The 25,116-nt window shown below is 58.5% G+C and carries 20 protein-coding genes; 14 read left to right on the top strand and 6 right to left on the bottom strand.

From position 1 onward, the window contains the following. Positions 1 to 547 precede the first annotated feature (547 nt). On the bottom strand, positions 548 to 1,579 hold the full coding sequence (locus tag HDF15_RS22105) for an IS110 family transposase (protein WP_050060509.1): 1,032 nt from the start codon (positions 1,577 to 1,579) through the stop codon (positions 548 to 550). A gap of 159 nt (positions 1,580 to 1,738) precedes the next feature. On the opposite strand from HDF15_RS22105, the gene HDF15_RS22100 reads away from it, so the two are divergent. Next, on the top strand, positions 1,739 to 2,617 hold the full coding sequence (locus HDF15_RS22100; RefSeq protein WP_184259560.1) for a DUF2971 domain-containing protein: 879 nt from the start codon (positions 1,739 to 1,741) through the stop codon (positions 2,615 to 2,617). A 180-nt stretch (positions 2,618 to 2,797) separates the two neighbouring features. Then, complete coding sequence (gene greB, locus HDF15_RS22095; protein WP_184259558.1) at positions 2,798 to 3,388, top strand: transcription elongation factor GreB; 591 nt, start codon at positions 2,798 to 2,800, stop codon at positions 3,386 to 3,388. A gap of 149 nt (positions 3,389 to 3,537) precedes the next feature. Here greB and HDF15_RS22090 read toward each other — a convergent pair whose 3' ends face one another. Then, on the bottom strand, positions 3,538 to 5,118 hold the full coding sequence (locus tag HDF15_RS22090; RefSeq protein WP_184259556.1) for a hypothetical protein: 1,581 nt from the start codon (positions 5,116 to 5,118) through the stop codon (positions 3,538 to 3,540). A 218-nt stretch (positions 5,119 to 5,336) separates the two neighbouring features. Here HDF15_RS22090 and HDF15_RS22085 point away from each other — a divergent pair, with 218 nt between their 5' ends. Genes HDF15_RS22085 through HDF15_RS22075 form a run of 3 tightly spaced genes read left to right on the top strand, consistent with a single transcriptional unit; the run spans position 5,337 to position 9,717 of the window. Next, positions 5,337 to 6,398 (top strand): lysylphosphatidylglycerol synthase transmembrane domain-containing protein, encoded by a 1,062-nt coding sequence (locus HDF15_RS22085; RefSeq protein ID WP_184259554.1) that lies wholly within the window; start codon positions 5,337 to 5,339, stop codon positions 6,396 to 6,398. A 28-nt stretch (positions 6,399 to 6,426) separates the two neighbouring features. Continuing rightward, positions 6,427 to 8,433: an arginine--tRNA ligase gene (locus HDF15_RS22080; protein ID WP_184259552.1), complete on the top strand. Its 2,007-nt coding sequence runs from the start codon at positions 6,427 to 6,429 to the stop codon at positions 8,431 to 8,433. 27 nt (positions 8,434 to 8,460) lie between these two features. Continuing rightward, on the top strand, positions 8,461 to 9,717 hold the full coding sequence (locus HDF15_RS22075; RefSeq protein ID WP_184259550.1) for a ComEC/Rec2 family competence protein: 1,257 nt from the start codon (positions 8,461 to 8,463) through the stop codon (positions 9,715 to 9,717). Here HDF15_RS22075 and HDF15_RS22070 read toward each other — a convergent pair whose 3' ends face one another. From HDF15_RS22070 to smpB, 3 genes are all read right to left on the bottom strand, one after another. Beyond that, on the bottom strand, positions 9,718 to 10,641 hold the full coding sequence (locus HDF15_RS22070; RefSeq protein WP_184259549.1) for a diacylglycerol kinase family protein: 924 nt from the start codon (positions 10,639 to 10,641) through the stop codon (positions 9,718 to 9,720). 124 nt (positions 10,642 to 10,765) lie between these two features. Then, positions 10,766 to 12,286, bottom strand: a complete 1,521-nt coding sequence (locus HDF15_RS22065; protein ID WP_184259547.1) for a leucyl aminopeptidase — start codon at positions 12,284 to 12,286, stop codon at positions 10,766 to 10,768. A gap of 20 nt (positions 12,287 to 12,306) precedes the next feature. Beyond that, positions 12,307 to 12,846 (bottom strand): SsrA-binding protein SmpB, encoded by a 540-nt coding sequence (smpB, locus tag HDF15_RS22060; RefSeq protein ID WP_184259545.1) that lies wholly within the window; start codon positions 12,844 to 12,846, stop codon positions 12,307 to 12,309. A gap of 325 nt (positions 12,847 to 13,171) precedes the next feature. Here smpB and HDF15_RS22055 point away from each other — a divergent pair, with 325 nt between their 5' ends. The 7 genes from HDF15_RS22055 to HDF15_RS22025 all read left to right on the top strand — a co-directional run bounded on the left by HDF15_RS22055 (position 13,172) and on the right by HDF15_RS22025 (position 21,103). Continuing rightward, positions 13,172 to 15,784, top strand: coding sequence for a cohesin domain-containing protein (locus HDF15_RS22055; RefSeq protein WP_311733177.1), 2,613 nt, complete (start codon positions 13,172 to 13,174; stop codon positions 15,782 to 15,784). Between the two features lie 38 nt (positions 15,785 to 15,822). Then, a complete protein-coding gene (locus tag HDF15_RS22050) occupies positions 15,823 to 16,329 on the top strand; it encodes a type II secretion system protein (RefSeq protein WP_260331258.1) in 507 nt (168 codons plus the stop codon). Continuing rightward, a complete protein-coding gene (locus HDF15_RS22045; protein ID WP_184259541.1) occupies positions 16,323 to 16,745 on the top strand; it encodes a type II secretion system protein in 423 nt (140 codons plus the stop codon). Before HDF15_RS22050 ends, HDF15_RS22045 begins: the two co-directional genes overlap by 7 nt. A gap of 99 nt (positions 16,746 to 16,844) precedes the next feature. Further along, positions 16,845 to 18,101, top strand: a complete 1,257-nt coding sequence (locus HDF15_RS22040; RefSeq protein ID WP_184259539.1) for a M48 family metallopeptidase — start codon at positions 16,845 to 16,847, stop codon at positions 18,099 to 18,101. Positions 18,102 to 18,212: 111 nt separating this feature from the next. Then, positions 18,213 to 18,626 carry a preQ(1) synthase gene (gene queF / locus HDF15_RS22035; protein WP_184259537.1) on the top strand — a complete coding sequence of 138 codons (414 nt, stop codon included), beginning with the start codon at positions 18,213 to 18,215 and terminating at the stop codon, positions 18,624 to 18,626. 15 nt (positions 18,627 to 18,641) lie between these two features. Further along, entirely contained in the window at positions 18,642 to 19,910 is a 1,269-nt protein-coding gene (locus tag HDF15_RS22030) for an MFS transporter (protein ID WP_184259535.1), read from the top strand. Next, complete coding sequence (locus HDF15_RS22025) at positions 19,907 to 21,103, top strand: glycosyltransferase family 2 protein (RefSeq protein WP_184259533.1); 1,197 nt, start codon at positions 19,907 to 19,909, stop codon at positions 21,101 to 21,103. The genes HDF15_RS22030 and HDF15_RS22025 overlap by 4 nt, the downstream gene beginning before the upstream one ends. A 350-nt stretch (positions 21,104 to 21,453) precedes the next feature. Here HDF15_RS22025 and ispG read toward each other — a convergent pair whose 3' ends face one another. Beyond that, positions 21,454 to 22,686, bottom strand: a complete 1,233-nt coding sequence (gene ispG, locus HDF15_RS22020) for a flavodoxin-dependent (E)-4-hydroxy-3-methylbut-2-enyl-diphosphate synthase (RefSeq protein WP_184259531.1) — start codon at positions 22,684 to 22,686, stop codon at positions 21,454 to 21,456. 246 nt (positions 22,687 to 22,932) lie between these two features. Between ispG and HDF15_RS22015 the strand changes: the two genes are divergently transcribed. Continuing rightward, positions 22,933 to 23,748 (top strand): TIGR03435 family protein, encoded by an 816-nt coding sequence (locus tag HDF15_RS22015; protein ID WP_184259529.1) that lies wholly within the window; start codon positions 22,933 to 22,935, stop codon positions 23,746 to 23,748. A gap of 226 nt (positions 23,749 to 23,974) precedes the next feature. Further along, positions 23,975 to 25,057 (top strand): acyltransferase, encoded by a 1,083-nt coding sequence (locus HDF15_RS22010; protein WP_184259527.1) that lies wholly within the window; start codon positions 23,975 to 23,977, stop codon positions 25,055 to 25,057. The last annotated feature ends 59 nt before the right edge of the window (positions 25,058 to 25,116 follow it).

Genomic DNA, 25,116 nt, shown 5'->3' with positions numbered 1-25,116 from the left:
TCTTCTCCCGCTTCGAGAAACTGGACGTACTCTTTATCGGCTTCCTCCACTTCGCACTCATCGTCGAAGCGCTCAGATAGCGTGAACACGCCCTAAGACGCGGAAGATCCCCTGCGGTGTTAGGCAGGGACCGATGACAGGGGTTCACTACAGTATCCTGTCCCTGTTTCTTCGCATGTGCCAGGGTTAAATCTTATTTCTCGAGAAATCCACTTTCTTCATTTGGCGGTCGCTGGCGATAATGTATGGTCCGCCGCGCGACTGCAAGGATTAGTTTGTTCGAGAGACAAGTCTGCGGCAATGTATTCGGCCTTTGGTGGAGTCATGTGCTCCTGGCCGGATGAGTTCCGCTGCGTATCTGTCCTAACAAGCCGAGCGGTCGTTGAAGACCATTATCGGAAACAGGTTTCAGAGACGCCGTTTTTGACTGTTCTTTCGTCCTTACTGTTCCTGTGCAGACCTTGGTGGGAAAAGTCGTCGTAGTCGTAGAGCGGGAAAGTGGGAGCGCGTGGCGCTTCCAAGCCGCAGGCGTCTTTTCCGCTCTATCTCATGCCGCGGCCACGATCACTCCAGGCCGATAGTCTTTTCCGGTGGAGAGCACGGCCCATGCGATACGGGCGAGCTTGTTGGCCATGGCCACGACCAGTACGTTGCGCGGCGCTCGCGCTTCCAGCGCGTTCATCCATCCTCCGATCGCGAAACGATCTCGTTTTATGCGCATGGCGGCAGCGCGTGCGCCGTGGATCAGGATCTTACGCAAGTAGATGTTGCCGCGCTTGCTGATGCCCAGCAGTCTGGTCTTGCCACCGGTCGAATACTGCCGTGGGACGAGGCCGAGCCAGGCTGCGAAGTCTCGGCCCTTGCGGAACGCAGCGCCGTTGCCGATGGCAGCAACGATGGCCGTCGCGACGATAGGACCGATGCCTGGGATCTGCCGGATGCGGCAGCAACCTGCATCACTGGCAGCGATCTGTTCGAGTCTGTCGGTCAGTTCGTCGATCTGATGCTCGACCGTCTTCCACTCGTCCCACAAAATGCCAATCATGTTGCGCATCATCGGCGTCAGTGCGTTTTCCGCGTTCTCGAGAACGTCAGCCATAGCAGCCTTCAACTTGGCAGGCTTCTGAGCAAAGACCATGCCACGCTCCAGGAGAAACGCGCGTATCTGGTTGATGACCGCAGTGCGCCGCGAGACCAGCCGGTCACGAATCCGATGCATCGCCTGCAGGTCGAGCTGGTCGTCGGTCTTGATCGGAACGAAACGCATGTTCTTGCGTTCGACGGCCTCGGCGATGGCCTCCGCGTCAACGAAGTCGTTCTTGTTGGACTTCACAAATGGCTTCACGAACTGCGCTGCAATCAGCCGCACATCATGGCCTTGCTGCCTCAACGCTCGTCCGAGAAAATGCGCTCCGGAACAGGCTTCGAGACCAATCAGCGAAGTCTCCATGTTCGCCGTGAACACCAGCAGCTGCTTCTGCGTGAACTTCTTCTTCACCAGTACCTTGCCCGATGCTCCCAGTGCAACAAGGTGAAAAGTCGTCTTGCCAAGGTCAATGCCTACCGAACGAATCTGCATGTCGATGATCCTCCTTTGAAACCGCTGCTACCATCCTCCGCCTTAGCGGAGACTTACAGCGGCGGACCATCTCTTATGAAGACTAATCCCTACCCGGTTAGAAGCACATGGAAAAGGATAATATGAGATCGATGTGACAGAGGGAGAGGTTGAGCCATCTTGACAACAGTGAAAGCTTCCACTCAAATCGCAGGGACTTCCAGATTATGGCGATATGTTTCGTTAGATAAGCTCGTAGATTTGTTTTCGACAGGTGAACTGTTCTTTAGCCCTCTTGCGTATTTCACAAAGACAGATCCGTTTGAAGGCTTCCTTCCATCGGTAGCTTTTGATGCCCAGGCCTCCATACATCGCAAGATGGTTGAGGACACCGAGGCATCACATCAACTCCTTGCTGAGCACAGAAGCCGGCAGGGATACCCCCTTACCGATGAAGAGCGCGCCAAACTCCAGTCCAGCCTTGAAGAACTCCGCTCACACCTTCGTCGCTTTCTTCCAGCAATTGTCAAGACCACGGTGGTGAATTGCTGGCATTACAACGAAAGTGAATCCGAAGCAATGTGGCGCATTTACGCTGAAAACGGCAAAGCCGTAGCAATTGAAACCACATTTGATGGATTGAAGGAATCGATTGAAAACCGAGATTCCTCGAACGTGATTCACATTTACCCCGTGAAATACCTAGACTTTTTTGACACTTCGCTCAAACCTCAAGACTGCGTAGTCGAAGGCCATCTCGCTCCTCTTCTGAAACGTCTTTCGTATCAACATGAGCATGAGATTCGCGCCTTCATCTCAAAAGTTGCGCCATCCCCCCGTGCAGCATCCGACGTATCCTTCTGGAAGCCGGAACCCATCAGGCTCCCAGTCGACGTGAAAGCATTGGTGAAGGCTATCCACATTTCTCCTTACGCAGACTCGGTCTTCACGAATAGCGTTATCAGCATCTGCGAATCCTTTGGATTAGGCTCAGGTATCGTACGACCTTCCCGGCTTCTCTCAGGAGAAGAAGAGCTCTTGGACCGATTGTCCTTGTGAGCGTTCCAGGTTGCACTCGACCAAATGACTCCCGATAAACGCCCTTCCCGGAGACAACGCGATCCTTCATGTCGCGATGAAGCCGTGTCATGAGTGGTGCCCGTTTCCGATCTCTCACAGTGGCCGTCATCCGTTGTCATCGGAAGAAACTTGCTGGATTTTGCGGTGAAATAATACGGAATGCGTAAAGGCTCTACCAGAAGACCGCAAGATGACTCGCCGGCGTTGCATGTCAAGAACTACATCACACCCGGTGGACTTGAGCGCCTGAAAGAAGAGCACCAGTTTTTGCTCAACAAAGACCGCCCGGCTGTGGCGGTTGTCGTAGCGTGGGCTGCCAGCAATGGCGATCGCAGTGAAAATGCCGACTATCAGTACGCCAAGCGCCGGCTGCGGCAGATCGATGGGCGGATTCGCCATCTCTCCAAGCGGATGGAAGCTGCCGAAGTGGTGGATCCGGAAGCTCCGAGATCGGGCCTGCGGGCGACGAAAGTGTATTTCGGTGCAACGGTGCTCTATGCCAATGCCGCGGGAGTGGAGCGAGAGGTGAGCATCGTCGGCGTCGACGAGGTCGACCTCGACCGCAACCATGTCAGTTGGGTGTCGCCTCTGGGTCGCGCATTAATGCGGTCGGCTGAGGGGGACAGCGTCGTTCTCGAAGCACCGGGCGGCAAAGAAAGCCTGACAGTGCTGGGGGTGCGTTACGAACGCATCGCCGTAGAACCGTTCCGTGAACCTCCGGGATCGTATGCTGCTGCGAAACAGTCGTAGAGCGGAGTCGATGCCTGGCGTGTTGCACGAAAGGAAATGAGTCCTCATAAACGCCGATCTCAGAACTGACCAAACGTATTCTCTCGGTTTTTGCTCCTCTAATCCTCTAGATAAAAGGAACGCGTCCCGTAGAAGAACACGACCCGTTTCTAACGGGCATTCGTAAGCCGGCAGACCTTGACCGTTCCGTTGTCATAGGGGCAGGGGTGAACTGTGACTGCGGCGGAATGAAGCACCATCCACGTTGCGCTCAGAGCTCGTAGCCGTGGATCGCGCACTGTGTCGTTCTGTCCGCTGAGATCCTTCTGAGCCCTGGCCCCTTGTTGCCATAGGAGCGCGAGAGATGGCGTAATGGAAGCCTCTCCGCCATCCTTTGAGAAGTCAGGAATCGCGCTGCGCAGAGCAATCGCGCGGAAGGTCTGCGCGTCTTCGCCTTCGGTATTGATGTAGCGGGCATCGAGCGCGAAGAGTGCGTCCTGCGGTGTGTTTTGTCTGATCCAGAAGAAAGCCTGAACCCAGGGGTTGGTATTTCGATCTGCTCGCCATGGCAGTTCCACATGGGTCGATGCGGGAAAGTCCTGCCGCTGAACGAAGAACATCACCGCCGCCATCGAAAGGATGAGGGCGACGGACAGAAAACGCAGTGTCGATTGCAGGGAGGGTACTCGCTTGCCCGCATCGCTGCTGAGCTGCCAGAAGCTTGCGCCGAGCAGCATGATCATGACCGCGTAAATGAGCAGATAGATACGCAGCAATTGCAGCTTCGCCAGAAGATGCACGGAAGCACTCTCATGGGCGAAGAGCAGAACGTTAAACGTTGCCACCATGCCCAGAACGAAACACGTCTGGCAGAGCACGTGGGCGGATGAACTCAGTTTGTTGTTGCGCCAGCGAAGAATCGCAGCCAGAACGATAAGCGGGCCGGCGAGGCCGAACAGTTCATACCATTGCCACTGGGAGAGAAACCAGTAGGAGCGAGTGAGAATCGCCTCCAGAAGTGCGGGGGATTCCGGCGGGGCAAACGCTTGCACTGCTGCTGCGACGACGGTGGCAGCTGCTGCCAGAACTGCCCAGGCGAGGGCGCGTCTGCGCAGTCTCGATGCCCGAACGACGATGACAAACGCCAGGGCATAGGTCGCCATGAGAGGATGCAGCGCTGCCGCGATGGCCAGGAAAAGCCCACACCAGCGCAGTGACGAAGCGAGCCACCGGGCGGGCGGCCAGTCGTCCAGTGCAAAAGCTATGGCCAGAATCGAGAGAGGGGTGGAGAGGCTGCGCGCTGTGACGTAGGGGTCCATCAGCAGGAGGGCCGTGCTGGCGACAGGCATCGTCCACCAGGCACCGAGCAGCGCGATGCCGGCCAGTTGTGCCGGTTCGCTTGCAATGCAACGCCGCAGGAGCTGGCGCGCGGCGAAGAGCGTCAGCCACACGCTAAAAAGATCGACGAAGAGAAGTACCCACGCAAGCGAAAGATGCGTGAGCTGCACGATAGCCGCAACCATGGGCGCGAAGAGCGAGTAGCCCAGGTGTTCGCGAACGAAGCCGGTGTAGTACGGAAAGAGTGCGTGGTTGAGCGTGTACTCCACGCCTGCGACGTAGAGGCCGCCGTCCTCGGCGAGCGGGTGATAGCCGTGAACGAGCACCGTCAGCAGCGACAATCCGAAGAGCAGTGCGGCCCAGGTTCGTCGACTCCAGATGTTCGATGTAGGCCCTGAGCGTGCTTCGGTCAATCTGTCCTCGTGCGCATGGTTTGCACCTTCGTTAGGGTATCCGAGAAGAGATGAGAAGTGGCTTGTTTTATCGCGGGCATCGTTAGGAAATGACAGAAAAAAGATGAGAAGAAGCGTCTATTTTGGATAAGACGGTCTCCTAAGCTCCTGCGATTACCCGGAGATACGAATCTCCCGGACGCTACAATGGAAGAAGTGTCTATGAATCATTTAAATCCATGCAGAGACAGGGTCGCGGTATCGCGGCTCAATGGAGCGCGACTGTGACGCGCGAGCGCCGGCTGAATTTGCTGAAGACATTGCCGGGCCTTCTGATCAGCGCGTTTTTCCTCTGGTTCACGTTCAAAGGGTTTAAGCTGGCGGACTTCAAGAGCATTCGCCTTGAAGCTCCAGTCTGGATCGTCGGGGTCATTCTGTTCAGCGTGGCGGGGTACACGGTACGCTGCTACCGCTGGTGGCGCATGCTGCGCAGCGTTGGAGCACGCTTTTCGGCCTGTGCCCGTGTCTTCATGACCTCGCTTGCCGCCAATAACATCCTGCCGCTGCGCATCGGCGACGTCATGCGCATCTTTACCTATGCGGGCGACCTGAATGCGACGCCGTCGATCATTCTCAGCACGGTGATTCTCGAAAAGCTGCTGGATATCTTTACGCTGGCGATCCTGTTTGTGGTCACCATGCACTTTGGCGCCGGGGTTTCGCAGCACCTGCTCGTAGCGGCGGAGATTGGAATCGTCGTGTCGACGGTGGGGCTCCTGGTGCTGGTGTTTGGCGCCCAGGTGCTGGAGCAGCCGGTCAAGCGGCTCTTTGCCCGGACAAAGAATGAGAAGCTGGCGAAGTTGGAGCACTGGCTGCTGTTGGCCCTGGACTGCATCCGCCAGATCGGTGTGCTTGGCACCCTGGGACTGGTGGGTTACAGCTTCATCGCCTGGTTCTTTGAAGGGTTGTTATATGTTTCAGCCGCTAAACTGGTAGGGCTGCAAACGGATTGGGCCGGCCCCTGGCAGGCTGTGGCGCAGGCGAATCTCTCCTTTTTGATTCCCAGTTCGCCCGGCGGTATTGGTCCGTTTGAATGGGCCTGCAAGGACGCTTTGATCAAGCACATGCCTGCTGGAGCGAATCTGGCGCCGGCCGGTATCTTCGGGCTGCTGATCCATGCCTGGCTGCTGGTAAGTATTACCGCGGTGGGGGGAGGACTGTTCCTCGCCCATCGCATCCACAGTGGCCGCCACAAGCCGCTGCTCGAAGAGATAGAAACACTTCCGGAATCGCTGCCGTAAAAGCAGGAAACAGAGAACAGGAAACAGAATGTATCGCACACTGCAACAAGCTATTCAAGTTCGCATTCAATCGCTGCTCGCCGAGAAGTATGGCGTCGAGCTGACGAACCTTGTTATTGAGCTGCCGCCGAAGATCGAGTTTGGTGAGATGGCATTGCCGGTTGCGTTTGAGCTTGCCAAGCGTCTGAAGAAGGCTCCGCGTGCGATTGCGCAGGAGCTGCAGTCGGCGCTGGCGGAGCTTCCGGGGGTGGCTTCCGTGGAGATCGCAGGCGCGGGCTATCTGAACCTGAAGCTCGACCGCGCAGCTACGGCGCAGCGCATCGCTGCCGATGAGCACGCCAGTGTTGGCGGCGCTGGATTTCGCCTGGTGGAACACACGAGCATCAATCCGAACAAGGCGGCGCATGTCGGGCACCTGCGCAACGCGATCCTCGGCGACAGCTTTGCGCGCATGCTCAAGCCGGATGAGTTCAAGCCGGGCTATGAGATCGGCGTGCAGAACTACATCGACAACACCGGCGTGCAGGTTGCGGACATCGTCGTTGCGGTGACTGCGGTGAAGGGCATGACGCTCGACGCCGTGCGTGAGTGGTTGACCGAGCTGCTGGAGACGAACCAGCGGCTGGACTATGTGTGCTGGGACCTCTATGCGGCGGTGTCGCAGTGGTATGATTCCGATTCGGCGCAGGCCGTGGCGCGAAAGCAGCTTCGCCTGGATACGCTGCATAAGATCGAGGCTGGCGGAAACGACACGGCGGAGATCGCAGAGCTGATCTCGACCGGAGTCTTGCGGCGTCATCTGCAGACGATGGAGCGGCTTGGTATCGAATACGATTTCCTGCCGCGCGAGAGCGAGATTCTGCACCTGCAGTTCTGGGAGACGGCCCGGCAGTTGATGGTCGAAAAGGGCGTGCTCTACCTCGAGACCGAAGGCAAGAACAAGGGCTGCTGGGTGATGCGCCGGGCAGGCGTTGAGGCTACGTTAGAGGGGCCTGATGCTGCCCAGAGCGGACCGGATTTAGACGCGAAGATCATCATCCGCTCCAATGGGACCGTGACCTACGTCGGCAAGGATATTGCTTACCACCTCTGGAAGTTCGGGTTGCTGGGCAAGGACTTCGGCTACGCGAAGTTCCATGAGTACGCCACGCATACCTGCTGGATCTCGACGATGCACGGCGAGCAGCCGCACCCCAGCTTCGGCCATGCGGACGCAATTTATAACGTGATCGACTCGCGGCAGGACGATCCGCAGACACAGGTAAAAGAAGCCCTGCGCGGCATGGGCTATGAAGCTGAATCCGACCGCTATACGCACCTGAACTACGCGATGGTCGCGCTTACGCCACGCTGCGCGGCCGAACTCGGCTATGTGCTGAGCGAGGAAGACCAGGCGCGCTCGTTCATCGAGGTAAGCGGACGCAAGGGCTTCGGCGTAAAGGCCGACGATCTGATCGACCGTATGATCGCCGCAGCGCGGACCGAAGTGGATGCTCGTCATCCGGAGTTGGACGAGATAGAGCGTGCGGAGATCGCCAAGGCAATCGGCGTGGGAGCACTGCGCTTCTTTACCTTGCGCTTCACACGCAACACCGTAATCGCCTTCGACTTCCATGACGCCCTGAGCTTCGATGGAGAGACGGGACCGTACGCCCAGTATGCCGCGGTGCGCGCGGCAAACATCTTCCGCAAGGCAGGTGTGTCGGCAGAGGAAGCTCTGTCGAAGGTTGCATCGCTGGACCTTGCTGCGATGTTCACAGGAGACGAAGGAACAAGCGTATGGGAGGTCTGGCTTACGGCCTCTCGCCTGTCGCTTGTCCTGGAGCAGGCGATTGCCGCTGCCGAACCGGCGATGCTGGCGCGATACGCGTTCCAGCTTGCGCAGCAGTTCAACAACTTCTATCACCGTCACCATATCCTGACGGAGACAGATGAGGCCCGTAAGACACTGCTGCTGGCAACAGCCGCGGTGGCGCGCAGGGAACTCGTGCGCGTGCTTGGCTGGCTGGGAATCACCGTTCCTTCGGCCATGTAGCAAGGGTAAATTTAAGCGGAGCACATCATGGCAGAAGGCATCAGCAGACGTCACTTTCTCTGGGGTTCCGCAGCAAGTTTTGCTCTCCTTGCTTCCCAGCAGGCACATTGTACCACCGTTCCTGCCGTTCCTATGGAGCCGTGGCAGCGCGGCTTTCTGGATATCCACCATATCTCGACCGGACGCGGCAATTCGGTGCTGGCCATCTGTCCGGACGGGACGTCGATCATGGTCGATGCAGGAGCGACGAAAGGCCCGACGGATGCCCTGGGGCCTGCGCGTCCCGATGCTTCGCGCCGGCCCGGCGAATGGATCGGGCGATACGCGCTGCATCATCTGCGGACGGCGCCTAAAAGGGAACTGGACTACTTCGTCCTCACCCACTTTCACGGTGACCACATGGGAGAGATCACGGCGGACTCTCCGGTCTCGTCGAAGGGCGACTACCGGCTGTCGGGGGTTGCCGATGTGGCTGAACTAATTCCTGTGCGGCAGCTTATCGATCGGGGCTATCCCAGCTATGACTATCCCGCGCCCGCAACCTACGACGCCACGTTGAACTACATTCGCTTTGCGCGTGCCGCTGAGAAACACGGAACCAAGGTGGCGCGTTTGCAGGTGGGATCGTTGCAGCAGATCGCATCGCAGCATGCTCCGGCGGAATGCGCCTCGTTTGCCATACGAAATCTGGCTGCAAACGGAGATGTCTGGACTGGTCAGGGCGAGGACGTGAAGCACTTGTTTCCGCCGTTGAGCACGCTCAAGCCTCAGGAGTACCCCACTGAAAATGCCTGTTCCATGGCGCTGAAGTTCAGCTATGGAGCGTTCAGTTATTACATTGGCGGGGACCTTACCTGCGATACCCTCTTCGGTACCGAGCCCTGGATGGATGCAGAGAGTGCCGTGGCGAAGGTTGCTGGCCCGGTCAACGTCGCCGCTGTCGATCATCATGGCTACTACGATGCGACCGGCCCGGAGTTCGTGCGAGCCATGCGGTCCCGCATCTACGTGATTCAGACGTGGCATGCCACGCATCCCGCGCTGCAGGTACTCGACCGGCTCTATAGTCCGATCCTGTATCCGGGAGACCGTGATGTCCTGGCTACGGGCATGGTTCCCGCAGCAGCCCTGGCGGACGCGCGCCTTTCGGACAGGATGTTGAGCCAGCAGGGACACGTGGTGGTACGGGTTTTGCCCGGCGGCGATCAGTACGAGGTGATCGTGCTGGACGATACGGTGGAAGAGGGCAAGGTCAAAGCCCGGTTTGGACCGTATGCCGCGTAGCTAAAGTTTTCGCGGCATGAGCAATCGCAGCGCGTTCGGTAGAAGGCTTACGGTCATCGGTGTGTGCCCCAGCCACTCGCCATCAGCCTGCACCTGTACGGGGCGGGCTCCTGAGCCACAGGCAAAGCTTTCAACTTCCAGGGTGCGGACATGCGGGTTCCAGCGATGCAGGCGGCTCCAGCTCAGGGCAAACCACGCCGGCAGGGACAGGCTTGCAGGCGGCGCTGCAAGGGTGAGCCGCAGGTGAGGATCTTCGAGTGAGGCGCCGCGAGCCAGCGGACTAAAGAGGCCTCCCAGATCGCCGACGCGAACGGCCATAGCGCTGACAGCGGGGATCGATGCGGCGTTGTTGTGCGGCGTGACATGGACAGCAAACGGACCGAAACGAGTGCCAGCGAAGAGGCGTGCCGCGCGCAGGTAGTAGCTGAGGCGGCCGAGGCTGTGTTTGCCGCTGGCGAGCATCTTGTAGACCAGCGCGCCGTCGGGTCCGGCTCCGGCCATCACAAGGAAGTAGCGAGAGCGTTCTCCTTGCAGCGTCTGATAGCGAATCTGTCCGATGGGGATGACTCGCGGCTCATGATGGAGTTGTTGGAGGGCCGCTCGCACGGGATCGAGCGAAAGTTGAAGATGCCGTGCGAGGGCATTGGCAGTGCCTAACGGGATGACTCCCATAGCTGCTTGTGGCTGGAAAGCCATGCCCTGGAGGACTTCGTGGATGGTCCCGTCGCCTCCGCAGGCGAAGACGATCTCTGTGCCTGCGGTGCAGGCCTCTGAGGCCTGGCGGCCCGCCGTGCCGGGAGCTTCCGTGGGGATGGTTTCGAGGTCTAGGCCTTCGTTGCGGAGAGCCCTGGCGATGTGTTTGATGAGATGTTTGGTTTGGCGGCGTCCTGAGGCGGGGTTGTAGAGCAGGACGGCTCGGCGCATGGGTTTAGTTTATGCGGGGTTGGGAGACCGCTTTTCCAGGCTGGAGTTCAGTGCCGGGAAAAGCGGGTCTAGTTGAGCTAAGAGCTATGAGGGGATTGAGCTATGAGGAGGTGGCAGTGGTGCGTTAACTCGCGTAGCTGCGAACCCATTCCGTGATGCTGCGTACGGCGACGCCGCTGGGGCCCTTCGACTGCCACGGCTTTACCTCGTCGATCCAGGCAGTGCCTGCGATGTCGAGGTGGATCCATGGGGTTTCGCCTACGAACTCCTTGAGGAACATGGCAGCGGTGGTGGCTCCTCCGTAGCGGGAGCCGCCGGTGTTCATGATGTCGGCGATCTGGCTCCGGATCTGTTCGCGATAGTCGTCGGTGCAGGGCATGCGCCAGAACTTCTCACCGGAGATCGGCAGGGCGTTGGTGAACTGCTCGACGGTGGCGTCGTCGTTGGAGAAGAGGCCGGCGTTGAGCAGGCCGAGCGCGACTCCGATCGCTCCGGTAAGGGTTGCGGCGTTGATGAGCCGCGTCGCGCCAAGCTGCTGCGCGTAGTGCAGACCATCGGCGAGTACGAGGCGGCCTTCAGCGTCGGTGTTGAGAATCTCGATGGTCTTGCCGGACATGGCGGTGATGACGTCGCCAGGTTTGAAGGCCTTGCCGTCGGGCATGTTCTCGCAGGAGCAGACGACGGAGACCACTCGAACGTTGGGCATGAGCTGTGCGATGGCGCGCATGGCCCCGATCATCGCGGCGGCGCCCGCCATGTCGTACTTCATCTTGTCCATGTTTTCGGCGGGCTTGATGGAGATGCCGCCGGTGTCGAAGGTGATGCCCTTGCCGACGAGGCCGATCACAGGGGTGTCGGCGGCGGGGGGAGTTGCGGGCTCGTAGCGCATGACGATCAGGGCGGGAGGCTCGACCGAGCCCTGCGTGACCGCGGCGAAGGCGCCCATCTTGAGCTCGAGGATCTTGTCGATCGAGTGGACCTCACACTGCAGGCCGAACTCCGCGCACATGGCAGCGGTGCGCTTGCCGAGTTCGGTGGGTGTGAGGATGTTGCCCGGCTCGTTGACCAGCGTGCGGGCGAAGTTCTGCGACTCGCCGAGGATGATGCCTTCGGCGAAGCCGGTCTGCATCTCTGCCAAAGATCTTTCGTTGGTCTCGACGTGCAGAACTGTGACCATGTCGACGCTCTGGTCCTTGCGGTCGCTGCGGTAGATGTCGATGTCGAAGTCGGCGACCAGGGCGCCCTCAGCCAGGGTGCGCGCGGTCAGGCTGCCGGGCAGCGCTTTATCTTCGGGGAACACGATAGAGAGTTCGCGAAGGCCGCGCGGCTTGGCGAAACGGACAGCGACGCCTGCGCCCTTGCGGACTTCGTGAACGGAGAGAGCCTTCGCCTTGCCGAGGCCGACGATGAGCAGCCGCTCAGCTTTCAAGCCCGAGGGGCTGTGCAGGAGCAGGGTTTCGCCGAGCGTGGCTTTGAACTCACCCGACGCGAGCCAGGGCGCGGCGGCCTTGGCCAGGGCTTCGGAGGCGGTGAGCAAGGCGGGGGCTGCAGGCTCATCCTTGCCGGTGGCGGTGTCCACGGCGAAGACGGTAAGGAGGGGGGAGGCGAAGGCGGCAGGGTCCTGGAAGAGCAGCTTTGTGGTCACAGGTAAATGCTACTTGAGATTTAGCGACGCTGGCTTCTTGCGATGGCGGCTTTGGCTTCCTTGTCGCCTTCGCGGGCGCGCTCGGTGGCGCGCTTGTCCCAGTCCTGCTTACCCTTGGCGAGCGCCAATTCGCACTTAACGCGGCCGTTCTTGAAGTACAGCTTCACCGGGATGAGCGTGTAGCCCTTCTGCTTGGTCGCGGTTTCGAGCTTTTCGATCTCGCGCTTGTGCAGCAGCAGTTTTCGGGTACGGAGCGACTCGTGGTTCATGTTGTTGCCGTGCGAGAACGGGCCGATATGCGCGTTCAGGAGGAAGCACTCGCCATCCTTGAGCAGGCCGTAAGCGTCTTTGAGGTTCGCCTTACCTTCGCGGATGGACTTGACCTCGGTGCCGCGCAGGGCGACCCCGGCCTCGACGCGGTCGGAGAGGAAGTAATTGAAGCTGGCCGAGCGATTAAACGCAGCGTCGCGCTGGCCCGCGGCAACCGGATCGCGGTCTTTGGGCTTGACGGCTGGTTTTTGCACGGCAGAAACGGTCGGGTTGGATAGCGAACGGGGCATTGGTACGTCCAAGACTTCATAAGAGCTGCTGAAACGGCCGGAACAGGATCGAACCGTGATCGCCTCATGGCTTCTGTAGAGCCTTGGATATTCGATGCTAGCAGATGAATGCCGGCTGAGAGTTTGTTAGAAACAGATGAAAGTGCGTTAGACAGTAATTAAATGTCTAATTTAGGTCTTGGATCTAAACTTCCTGCCGTCTCCTGCGTCGAAGAACTTGCAGGCATATGGCATGCAATACGTTCTGCTGCTGCGAGGAGGCCTGAGCCACCCGCGGACGGCAGGCGCAACACTGTACCCTATGGCGGAGAACCCAGTGATACGAATGGTATTATCGAACCAGCCCGACCAACCGCTCGAGACCGCACCAAAGCTCGCCGCGAAGCCTGTTTTCAATGCTTCAAGGCTGTTGCTGCCCCAGGTCTTCGAGCCCAGCGTCCGAGGCCACCTGGAGCGGGTTCCACGCATGCAGTTACGCAGGATCGGTCGGCGCATCGCCATGTCTCACTACAGTCAACACATCGTTCGCGGCAGCTTTGCGCTGTTGCTCGTCTGTGGTTTTGCGGGAGTTTTCTCCGCATCGGCACATGCCCAGTCAGCAAGCTCGTGGGATAAGCGCGGCGCGAATGCCGAGGCGCGCGAGGACTACGACGCGGCGTTCGAAGCCTACCGGCAGGCGCATCTGAAGAAGCCCCAGGACCTGCGCTACAAGACGCACTACGAGCGGTTGCGGTTCCAGGCGGCGAATGAACACGTCGACCGTGGCCGTGTGCTGCGTCAGTCCGGCGATTTCGGCGGGGCCATCAATGAGTTTGCGCGGGCCCTGCAGATCGACCCAGGCAATCAGGCGGCATCGCAGGAGCTGGACTTTACCGAAAAATCATCCAAGGGAGAGGCTCCGAAGACCGGTCCGCAGGGGCAGGTGATCCCTCCGGTAGGAATGGAGCAGACTCCGCGCCAGAAACAGACGATGCGCGACATCGCCTCGCTGGGGGAGCCGGTAACCCTGCAGCCTGTATCGGATGACCCCGTTACTTTGCACATGGTGCAGGATACGAAGGCGATCTACCAGGCCATCGGCAAGGCTGCCGGCTTGAATGTAATCTTCGACCCTGACTACGTCTCCAAGAGCATTCCCGTGGACCTTACCAGCGTGTCGCTCTACGACGCGCTTCGTATCGTTGGGACACTTTCGGGGACCTTCTGGAAGCCGGTCACCTCCAATACGATCTTTGTTGCGCAGAACAATCGCACCAAGCGTACCGACCTGGATGATCTTGCCGTCCAGACCTTTTATCTGACCAATGTCTCCCAGCAGAACGATGCCAACGAAATCCTGGTTGCGTTGCGTAACCTGCTCGACCCGGCCCTGAAGATCTACCTGGTCGCCAGCCAGAACGCCTTGATCCTGCGCGCGACCCCTTCCGAACTCATTCTGGCGGAGAAGCTGATTAACGATCTTGATCGCACGCGTGCGGAGGTCGTGGTCGACGTGGCCGTGCTCGAAGTGAGCCGGCAGAAGGAACGCGATCTGGGCATCACACTGCCCACCAGCTTCGGCCTGACGCCGCAGTTTACTAATCAGAACATCACAAACAACTCCAGTTCCACCGGCACTGCCTCGACGAATGGATCGGGAGCGGCGACTACAACTACCGCTTCTAGCCTCACTCTGAATTCCCTGGGCAATTTGAATGCTACGAACTTTGCTGTTTCGCTCTCCGGCGGAACGGTAAATGCGTTGCTATCGGATTTGGATACTCGAATCCTGCAAAATCCGCGCATCCGTGCAACCGACGGCCAGCACTCGACCCTAAAGATCGGTGAAAAGATCCCGGTCGCCACGGGTTCGTACAACTCGGGCGTTTCGACAGGCCTTGCCAATATCGGTGTGCAGACGCAGTTCACATACCTGGACGTCGGTGTGAACATCGACATTACGCCTACCGTGCATTATGACCACGAGGTTTCGCTGAAGATGAAGGTCGAAATCTCAGCGTCGAATGGTAATGTGACGATCTCGGGTGTCACGGAGCCGATCATTACCCAGCGCGTCGCGGAACAGGTGATTCAGCTGAAGGACGGCGAACCTTCGATCCTGGCAGGTCTGTTGCAGCAGGAAGATACGAAGACGATCAATGGAACTCCCGGGCTGGGAGAGCTCCCGTTTTTCAAGTATTTTTTCAGCAGCCAGGACAAGGTTCAGCAGTCGGATGAGATCGTCTTCCTGATCATTCCTCATATCGTCCGTGAGTCCATTCTGACCGACGAGAATACGCGTGCGATCTATACCGGTTCAGGGCAGTCGATCGATCTGATTCGCCGCGATCCGGCGAAGGTTGAAGCAGCGTTGGCTGCCCAGTCCGCGGTTCAGAACGGTGCCGGAACAGCTTCAGGCCAGTCGACTTCGGCGGCGCAGGCTGCCCAGGCAATGGTTGCGCAGCTGAGGGAGCAGGCAAACAAACCTTTGCCGCCGACCATCAATCAGAGTACCGCCGCTGGCGCGGCTGCGAGTACGTCGGCGACCCCGATCAATCTCTCTGTCGTCTCTCCGGCTGGAAATCAGGCTGTGGGATCAACCTTCACGGTGAGCGTGACGGCTGCCAATGCGCATGACCTGTTCAGTGTTCCTCTGCAGATGCAGTTCGATCCGCATCTGCTCTCCCTGGTGGACGTGGACGCAGGAGACCTGTTGAGCCGCGATCATCAGGCGGTTGCCCTGGTGCATCGCGATGAGGGCAATGGCGCGGTGACGATTTCGGCTTCACGTCCTCCGAACGCTACGGGTGTCAATGGGCAGGGTACTCTCTGCACGCTGACCTTCAAGGCTCTGGCGCCGGGCGATGCGACGCTGGCCCTGGTGAGAACCGGCGCGAAGGATAGCAAGCAGAACACCATTCCGACGATAGGCTCTCAATCTGTCGTGCATGTGAAGTAAGACGAGAATAGCGGTTAAGCAGGAAAGGAGCGAAGAATATGGCTCGAATTGATTTCGGAAGTCCAACGATGGCAACCGGATTGAGACGAAAACCGCTTCGCTCCGGTGAAGCCGGGCTGACGCTGATGGAACTCATCATCGTCGTGGCGATGTTAGCGATCCTTGCAACAGCAGCGATTCCTGTCGCCAGGTTTCAGGTCAAGCGTGCCAAGGAGCGTGAACTGCGACGCGATCTCTGGGCGATGCGCGACGCGATCGACCGTTATAAGGACGTGGCGGATAAAGGCCTGATTCAGACCAAGGCCGACTCGATCAACTATCCCCCCGATCTTCAGACCCTGGTGGATGGGGTCGAGGTACAGACGAAGAAGATGCGCTTCCTGCGGGCGATTCCGATTGACCCCATGACAAAGAATGCGGACTGGGGGATGCGGTCGAACCAGGACGATGCCGATTCCGACAGTTTCGGCGGACAGAATGTCTTCGATGTTCACAGCAAGAGCACGGACACCGCGCTGGATGGGACCAAGTACAACACATGGTAGAGCTCAGCCCAATTCGTGCACGTAAGACTACCCGCGAGAGAGGCTTTACGCTCATCGAGTTGATGATCGTCATGACGATCATTGGCTTGCTGGCCGCCATCGCGATCCCGAGCTATCTCAAGTCGATTACCAAGGCAAAGGAAGCAGTCCTGAAAGAGGACCTGCACACCATGCGGACGGCAATCGACAGCTATACCGTCGATAAAGAGAAGGCGCCACAGGCGCTCGACGACCTGGTGCAGGCGGGTTACCTGAAATCCGTTCCGGTCGACCCTATTACCGGCCGCAACGATACGTGGATCACAGGCCAGTCTGACACCTTGACGGATATCAACGAGACCCAGGGTGGATTGGACGATGTGCACTCAGGGGCTCAGTCGCTGGCCAGCGATGGAACAAGCTACAACACCTGGTGATAAGTTCTCCCCGTCTGTACATAACTTCATTTTTCGGCGTTTAATGGGAAAGCGGAGCCGTGCCTGAACGGCAAGGACCGGCGCTCGCTGGAGCTCCTCATGCGTAACCTTACTTTCGCCGCTCTTCTTGCAGTGTTACCGGCAATCGTTCTGGCGCAACAGCCTGCTGCTCCAGCACCTGCGACCCCAACTGCGCCTCCAGCCCAGAGCCAGACCCCAGCTCCAGCCAGCCAGACTCCTGCGGCGCAGTCGCCCGATAAACCGGCCGATGCCAAGGCTGATCCTCCTGCATCTACGCAGTCTGCCCCCGCGCAGTCTACGGACAAGTCCGGCGAAAAGGGGACAGCGGCGAAACCTGCCGATACTACAGCGAAGAAAGCCGATCCCATTCCTTCGCCGGGAGAGCAGCTCGATCCCAACATCCACAAGGGAACTGAAGAGGACGTAAGCGCGGTGGGAACGCGGAACATCGGTGGCCGAGGCATGGGGAACTGGTACTCGACGAATTGGGAGATCTCGAACGGCAAGCAGTTTTCGATGGAGATCGAGAAGGCATCGCACCTGGTGACGGACCCCGTCGTGGTGGAGTATGTGAACCGTGTAGGGCAGAACCTGGTGAAGAACTCCGACTCCAAGGTCCCGTTCACGATCAAGGTTCTGGATACCGATGAGATCAATGCGATGGCGCTGCCGGGCGGCTTCTTCTATGTGAACTCGGGGCTGATTCTGGCGTGCGACTCAGAAGATGAGCTTGCCGGGGTGATGGCTCATGAGATCTCGCACGTAGCCGCGCACCACGCTGCCCGGGAGATGACCCGGATGAACTACATGCAGATAGGTTCTGTGCCGCTGATGATCTTCACGCAGGGAACCTGGACCGGTTACGGGATCTACGAGGCTGCGCAACTTGCCGTTCCGCTGACCTTTCTGCAGTTTTCTCGGCAGTTTGAGGGGGAGGCCGATTTTCTCGGCATCCAGTACATGTACAAGGCCGGATATGACCCCCAGGGCATGGTGTCGATCTTCGAGAAGCTGGATGCGTTGGAAAAGCACAAGCCCGGTGCGCTCTCGAAGGCTTTCAGCGACCATCCTGCGACGCCGGATCGTATAGCCGCCGTCGAAAACGAGATTGCGACGATCCTGCCTGCACGTCCCGATTATCTTGTGACGACCTCGGAGTTCGACCAGGTGAAGGCGCGGCTGGCGCGCATCCAGAACAAGCGCGGCATCAACGACAAGAAGGGCGGCAACAAGCCTACGCTGCGTCGCACCGGCTCGACCAACAACGACCCCAATGCAACGCCGACGGGGACGAGCTCCACCGACGACCGCCCGACGCTGGGACGAAAAAACTAGGGGCAGTAGACAGGGAACAGCAGGCGGCGTGGCGTAGTTTGTTGCGCGGATTTGTTGCGTCCAGGTATGAGATCCGAGCGGCGAGAGGCAAGTTTGGGAGAAAATAGAGAGATGGACGAGAAGACCTACACTACCGGCTACACCGACGACCACGCCAAGGCGGGTCTCGACACGAAGTTTCCAGAGATCGAAACCTGGCGCAATCAGTTCCGCGCGTACGAGATCCTGATCGACGACCCAGAGTTCACCTCGGTCTGCCCGAAGACCGGCCTGCCTGACTTCGGCGTGCTGACCATCCGCTACATGCCGCGCGAGAAGTGCCTCGAGCTGAAGAGCCTGAAGGAGTATCTGTTTACGTATCGCAACCTGGGGATCTTTCAGGAGAACATCGCCAACCAGGTGCTGGATGACGTAGTGAAGGCGACCGATCCGGTATGGTGCGAGATCAAGGGTGATTTCCGGCCACGTGGCGGGATTTCTACCGTGGTGACGGCACGCTATCCGCGTACGGAAGAGAGATCGTAGTATCCTCGCCTCATCATGACCACAGCTCCGACCCCAGGAATGAAGTCCAACCGCAGCGCCATCGCGGGGGCAACTGTAGCGCTTGTTCTGCTGACGGGGATGAACTTCGTCAACTATCTTGACCGCTACATTTTGCCGGCGGTGCAGGAGCAGGTAAAGGGAGAGTTTCGTCTCTCCGATGACCAGATCGGCTCTCTGACGCTGTGGTTCTTTGTAGCCTATGTGCTGTCGTCGCCGATTACGGGATGGCTGGGCGACAGGTTTCCGCGCAAGCCGATGATCGTGATTGCAGCGCTGGGAATCAGCGCGATGAATTTTTTCACGGCAAGCGTGCACGGGTATCTGTCGCTGAATATCCGACACGCGGCGCTGGGTGTCGTTGAGGCGAGCTTCGGAATCTTTGCTCCGGCGCTGCTGGCAGACTTCTATGCCGAAGACAGACGAAATACGGTGCTGACGATCTTCAACGTTGCGATCCCTGTGGGAGCGGCGTTGGGGTTCCTGACGGGCGGCATGATCGGGCACAGCCACGGATGGCGTATGGCGTTTATCGCCTCTGCCGTGCCGGGAGCGCTGATCGCGCTGTTGATCCTGTTCTTTATGAAAGAGCCCCAGCGTACCGGCAGCGGGCAGGATAAGGCCGTTGCGGATAAGGCTTCGGTGCTGTCGCTGCTGACGAACAAGGCGTATCTCTGCTCGATCCTGGGGTACGCGGCTGTGACGTTCTCGCTGGGTGGCATCTCGTGGTGGATGGTGTCGTTTCTGCAACGCATCAACGGCTTCTCGCAGGATCGTGCCGGAACCGTCATGGGCGGCATCACGGTGGTCTGCGGATTGGGCGGTACGGTTTGCGGCGGCGTGCTCGCGCAGTGGTGGTCGAAGAAGAGCGATAAGGCCTTGTACCTGGTTCCGGCGCTGAGTGCGCTGCTCGCGGTGCCGCCTGCGGTGCTATGCTTCTTCGGGCCGAAGAGCATGACCCTGCCCGCGCTGGGTGTGGCTGTCTTTCTCGTCTTCCTGGGCACGGGACCTGTCAATGCCGCAACGTTGAATGCCGTGCCTGCGAATCTGAGGGCCTCCGCTATGGCGGGGCAATTGTTCGCGATCCATGTCTTTGGGGATGCGTTTTCGCCAAAGATCATCGGTATCGTCAGCGACCACTCGAACCTGCGTCTGGGGCTTGGAGTCACGTTGATCACCTTTGTGCTGGCGGCGATTATCTTCTTTATCGGAGCGCAGTTTGCGCCGCGATTGAAACACACCCTCGAGGCTCCTGCAGCCGCATGATCGATAGAATCTGGCGGGATGTGATCGCACTTTCCGCCTGGGGTATTGCCCTCCCCTGGTGTATCAGAACGACCGCATTAATCCAGAATCTTTCTCTGGTGCCGGACCTGAGCTGGCTCGACTGGAATGTTTCGCCTGCTGGCACACCCGGCCTGATTGTCGTCGTTACGGCGCGCGACGAGGCAGACAATATCGCTGCAACGCTCGATACGCTGCTGGCACAGGACTATCCGTACCTGCGGATTATGGCCGTTGACGACCGGTCGGTCGACGCGACGGGCACGATTATGGATGAGTATGCCGCTCGGCGCCCGGACCGGTTGACGGCCCTTCACATTACTGCGTTGAAGGAGGGCTGGTTGGGCAAGACTTTTGCCATGCAGGTGGCGACGCAGAGCAGCGACTCCGAGTACCTGCTGTTTACGGATGCAGATGTGCTGTTTTCGCCATCGATCCTGCGCCGGGCCCTGGCCTATGCCGAGCGGTCGCAGGCCGCACATCTGGTGGTGATGCCCACAGCTCAGGTGCGTTCGCGCGGAGAGGGAATCGTGCTAGGGTTCATCCAGATGCTCGGCCTCTGGGCCTCGCGTCCGTGGCGCATTGCCGATCCCAAAGCGCAGAAGGACATCATCGGGGTAGGATCGTTCAATCTTGTGCGGCGTGATGCCTTAGAGTCGATTGGCGGGCTGGAGCCTCAGCGGTTGACGGTGCTGGAAGATGTCATTCTGGGGAGGCGTATCAAGGCTGCAGGATTGCCACAGCGCGTCGCCTTCGCTCCGGGAATGGTGCTGGTGCACTGGGCGAAGGGCATGGGCGGGATTGTGCGCGCCATGACGAAGAATCTCTTCTCCGCCTTTAACTTCCGGCCGTTTCTGCTGCTGGCTGCCTGCTTGTGGATTGTTCTCTTCTGCCTGGTGCCGATTGCCGGGCTGGTCTGGTGGGTGACGCTGCTGCCTGCACTGTTGGTGCTTGGCTGCGTTGCGGTGACGTATCGCGAGTTGAGCACGATCAGTGATGTCGATGCGCGCTATGGGTGGCTGTATCCGTTGGGCGCGCTCATCTTTATGTACGGTATGCTGCGCTCGATGGTACTGACGTGGGTGAATCGAGGCATTATCTGGAGGGGGACGCTCTATCCGTTGCGTGAACTGCGCCGTTTTAATAGCCCATTTCAGTGGCGGAGTAAGAGCTAGTTGGAGAGCTTTTGTTCGTTGAAAAATTGTGGGCTATTTATGACAGCGCGAAGCGCGTTCCCTGATGCTTCAGCATCAGGGCGACGGAGGGAGCCGTAGCCTTTAGGCTACGGAAATAGAGGCTTAGGAATGATGTGGCCTTTAGGCCCGGGCCTTCTTTCGGCTGCGAACAAAAGGCCCGGGGCTAAAGCCCGATTCTTGCCTGCCTTTGATTCCGTAGCCTGAAGGCTACGGCTCCCTCCGTCCCGCGATGCTAAAGCATCACGGTTGGCGCTTCGCGCTGCGGCAACTACTTCTCCGCAAATAAAAAGGGGGGAAGGCCTAGGCCGTCCCCCCTTTCGTTTCTCGCTTTAGACTTCGACGAGCTGATGTCCGTAGCGCTTCTGGACGTACTCGTCGAGGATGACCTGGAACTCTTCCACGATGCGGTCGCCCTTGAGCGTGGTGAAGAGCTTGCCATCGACGTAGACCGGGGCCTTGGGCTCCTCAAACGTGCCAGGCAGTGAGATGCCGATGTTCGCGTGTTTGGACTCGCCGGGGCCGTTGACGATACAGCCCATGACGGCGAGCTTCAGCTCCTCGACGCCGGGGTACTGCTTCTTCCACTCGGGCATGGATTCGACAAGATAGTTCTGGATGCGCTCGGCGAGCTCCTGGAAGTAGGTGCTCGTGGTGCGGCCGCAGCCGGGGCAGCTGGTGACCTGCGGCATGAAGCTGCGGATCGAAAGCGACTGCAGGATCTGCTGGGCGCAGCGAACCTCTTCCGAGCGGTCGCCGCCGGGTGTAGGCGTCAGGGAGACGCGAATGGTATCGCCGATGCCTGCAAGCAGCAGGGGAGCGAGGCCGGCGGTGCTGGCGACAACGCCCTTCATGCCCATGCCCGCTTCGGTCAGGCCGAGGTGCAGCGTGTAGTCGCAGCGCGAGGCCAGCTCAGTGTAGACGTCGACGAGGTCGCGCACGCCGGAGACCTTGGCTGAAAGGATGATCTGATCGCGACGCAAGCCGTAGCGTTCGGCGGCGGCGGCGTTGTCGAGCGCGGAGACGACCATCGCCTCCATCATCACGTCGCGTGCGTCCCTGGGCTCGACGGACTTCGAGTTGTCGTCCATCATGCGGGTGAGCAGCGCCTGGTCGAGCGAGCCCCAGTTGACGCCGATGCGCACGGGCTTCTGGTACTCGACGGCGGCTTCCACCATGGTGCGGAAGTTGTCGTCGTCCTTGCGGCCGATGGAGACGTTGCCGGGGTTGATTCTGTACTTGGAGAGCGCCTTGGCGCAGTCGGGATACTTCCGCAGCAGCAGGTGGCCGTTGTAGTGGAAGTCGCCGACGATGGGCGTGTTCCAGCCTTTTTTCTGAATGCCTTCGACGATGTAGGGAACGGCCTTTGCCGCTTCATCGTTGTTGACCGTGATGCGGACGAGTTCGGAGCCGGCACGGGCCAGGGCAGCGACCTGCTGGACGGTGCTCTCGATGTCGGCGGTGTCGGTGTTGGTCATCGACTGGACAACAACGGGAGCTTCGGAGCCGACACGGATGCCGCCTACATTGACGGTGACGGTTTTTCTACGGTGAATAGCGGGCATAATCGATCTTTAGTTTACCAGTTTGCTATGGGCAGGCAGCGTGGAGAGGAGAATGGGGTACCATTTTGCGTAATGGAATGAAGGAGTTCCGAAGTTGGGGAAAGCCTTCAAGTAGAGGAACTTAGGTCCGGTTCAAGAGCGATCTCCGGTTGGCGATTTGGAAAGATTTGCTGCTTCTGATCTGCTTCTGCAAGCGTCCTACAACGCAAAGGTCACAGAGTAAGAAGTCGCAGGAGAGATACTCCCATGCAGATGGAGCGAAAGTTGTGGCGAAGGCTGCTATTCCGCGTTGCGCTAGGGATAGCCATCGGGGTGCTTGCATCGGTTGCGAGAGCCCAAAACAGTACCGGGCCAACCTTCGATGTGGCCTCGGTGAAGCTGAACAAGGCGTCTGTCGACGGCAGGTCGCATATTTATAGTTCTTCCACCAGCGGAAACTTTCGAACGGCCAATGTCCCCATGAAAGCGCTACTTCAGCAGGCTTATGGTTTGCCGGAGAGTCAGATCTTCGGCGTGTCTGAGCCGGTCAATTCGGCGATGTTCGACATTGAGGCAAAGGTGGATAGCACTTTCGATACGCAGTTGAACCTGCTGGATGAAGAGGGGCGAAGGACGCAAAAGAGGCTGTTGCTTCAAGCCTTGCTGGCAGATCGATTCCATCTGAAGTGCCACAAGGAGACCAGAGAACTGCCGATCTATGCCCTGGTGGTGACGAAGAGCGGTGTAAAGCTGGTGGCAACGCAGTCGAATGGACTGCTGATCAACGGTTCGTATGGCAGATTCACGGCCCAGGGACTGACTACGGACGGCCTGGCACGAGAGTTGGCGAAAGTTTTAGGGAGGCCCGTTGAAGATAAAACAGGTGTCCCTGGGCGGTTCGATGTGACGTTACAGTGGACCCCGGACCAAGGGCCCGCCAGGTTGAACGGAGCACCGATTGCCGATCCTCCACCGTCGATTTTTACGGCGATTCAGGAGCAACTCGGGCTAAAGCTGGAGCCGCGTAAAGGGCCGGTGGAAGTTCTCGTCGTGGATCATGTGGAGATGCCCACCGAAAATTAGACTAGCGGGCAGCCCGACCACGATACAGCGATACGCGGGATCGCGTCTGTTCCTGTATTCTCCGACTATTACCGGTGACTCTCTCGTAACCGCAGGGCATATCGTGGGCCTCATCGAGGCCTGTATTCACTCTTTGTGCTCAAGCGAATAAGGCGTGCTACGGGTGCGTTGATGTTAGTTGGAACAGCTATATCGCTTGGGGGGCACGACTCGTGTTGGAGTGTAGATGAAGAAGAGCCTGGGGCATGTCAATGAGCTGGATGGGTTGCGCGGCATAGCGGCAAGCATTGTCCTTATATTTCATCTCTTTAACACGGCAAGGGAGAATGCGGCATCGGTAACGCAGACTCTTTCGTGGAGAATTGCCATGCGCTTTTCATCCCTCGGAACCTTTGGCGTCGATATCTTTTTCGTTCTCTCGGGCTTTCTTATTACCTCGTTATTGCTCAAAGATAAAGAAGAGCCTGCCTTCTTCTGGAATTTCTACTGGAAACGTGTGCTTAGAATTCAGCCGGTGTATCTCGTTCACCTGCTCGTGATGTGGTTGTTGATTCCAGGCAGCCACGGCTATGTCATTCTTGCTCTTGCGTTCATTGTGAACTTCGATGAAAAGTTTCATGTTGCCAATACCGGCCCCGCCTGGACCTTATCGATTGAGGAGCAATTCTATCTTCTTTGGCCACAGGTCATTCGCCGATTCGCCATCCCCAATATCTACCGAAGCTGTATCGCTCTCATGGTGCTTTCGGCAGGTCTGAGAACATACATGCTGTTCATTGCCGGCCATGCCATGCTCAGGGTTACCTGGTACAGATTTGACGGCCTGGCGATGGGGGCCTTACTCGCGTGCGAGTGGATGACAGAGGGGGAAGGCCTTACTCCCTTTGTATGTCGTTTTTTGAAGGTATTTCATTCCAGATCGTGCTTAGCGCTTGCGCTGATCTACGAAATCTACATTCTTGCAGGCGATGGCGGAGGGAAGAAGACTGCATTCATTCTTCTAACAACAAACTATCTTGTTTACCGTGTGATTCGCTATATTCTTTATCACCCTGGGACACGGTTGTTTCGATGGTTGCGCTCGGCTCCGCTTCTGTTTCTTGGGTCTATCAGCTATAGCCTGTATATGTATCACGGCTTCTTTCTGTATCTTTTCGATCGCTATATGGGTCCTCCTTCTTATAACTGGTTACAGTTTTTTTGCAGATCCTCTTTTGTCGTTGTCGCTACGCTGCTTGTTTGCACCCTAAGCCTCTATGGCATGGAGCGGCCAATTCAGAATCTTCGAAGGCATGTCCTGCGCCGGTAGGATAATGCCCGGAATCGTGGCTGCAACCTGTGCGGAATCGTTGAACCCAGTTATGGATA

The sequence above is a fragment of the Granulicella mallensis genome (genome assembly GCF_014203225.1).
GTDB classification, from domain to species: domain Bacteria; phylum Acidobacteriota; class Terriglobia; order Terriglobales; family Acidobacteriaceae; genus Granulicella; species Granulicella mallensis_A.
Note: the sequence above shows the minus strand (reverse complement) of the source record. Positions and strands in the feature narration are given on the sequence as shown.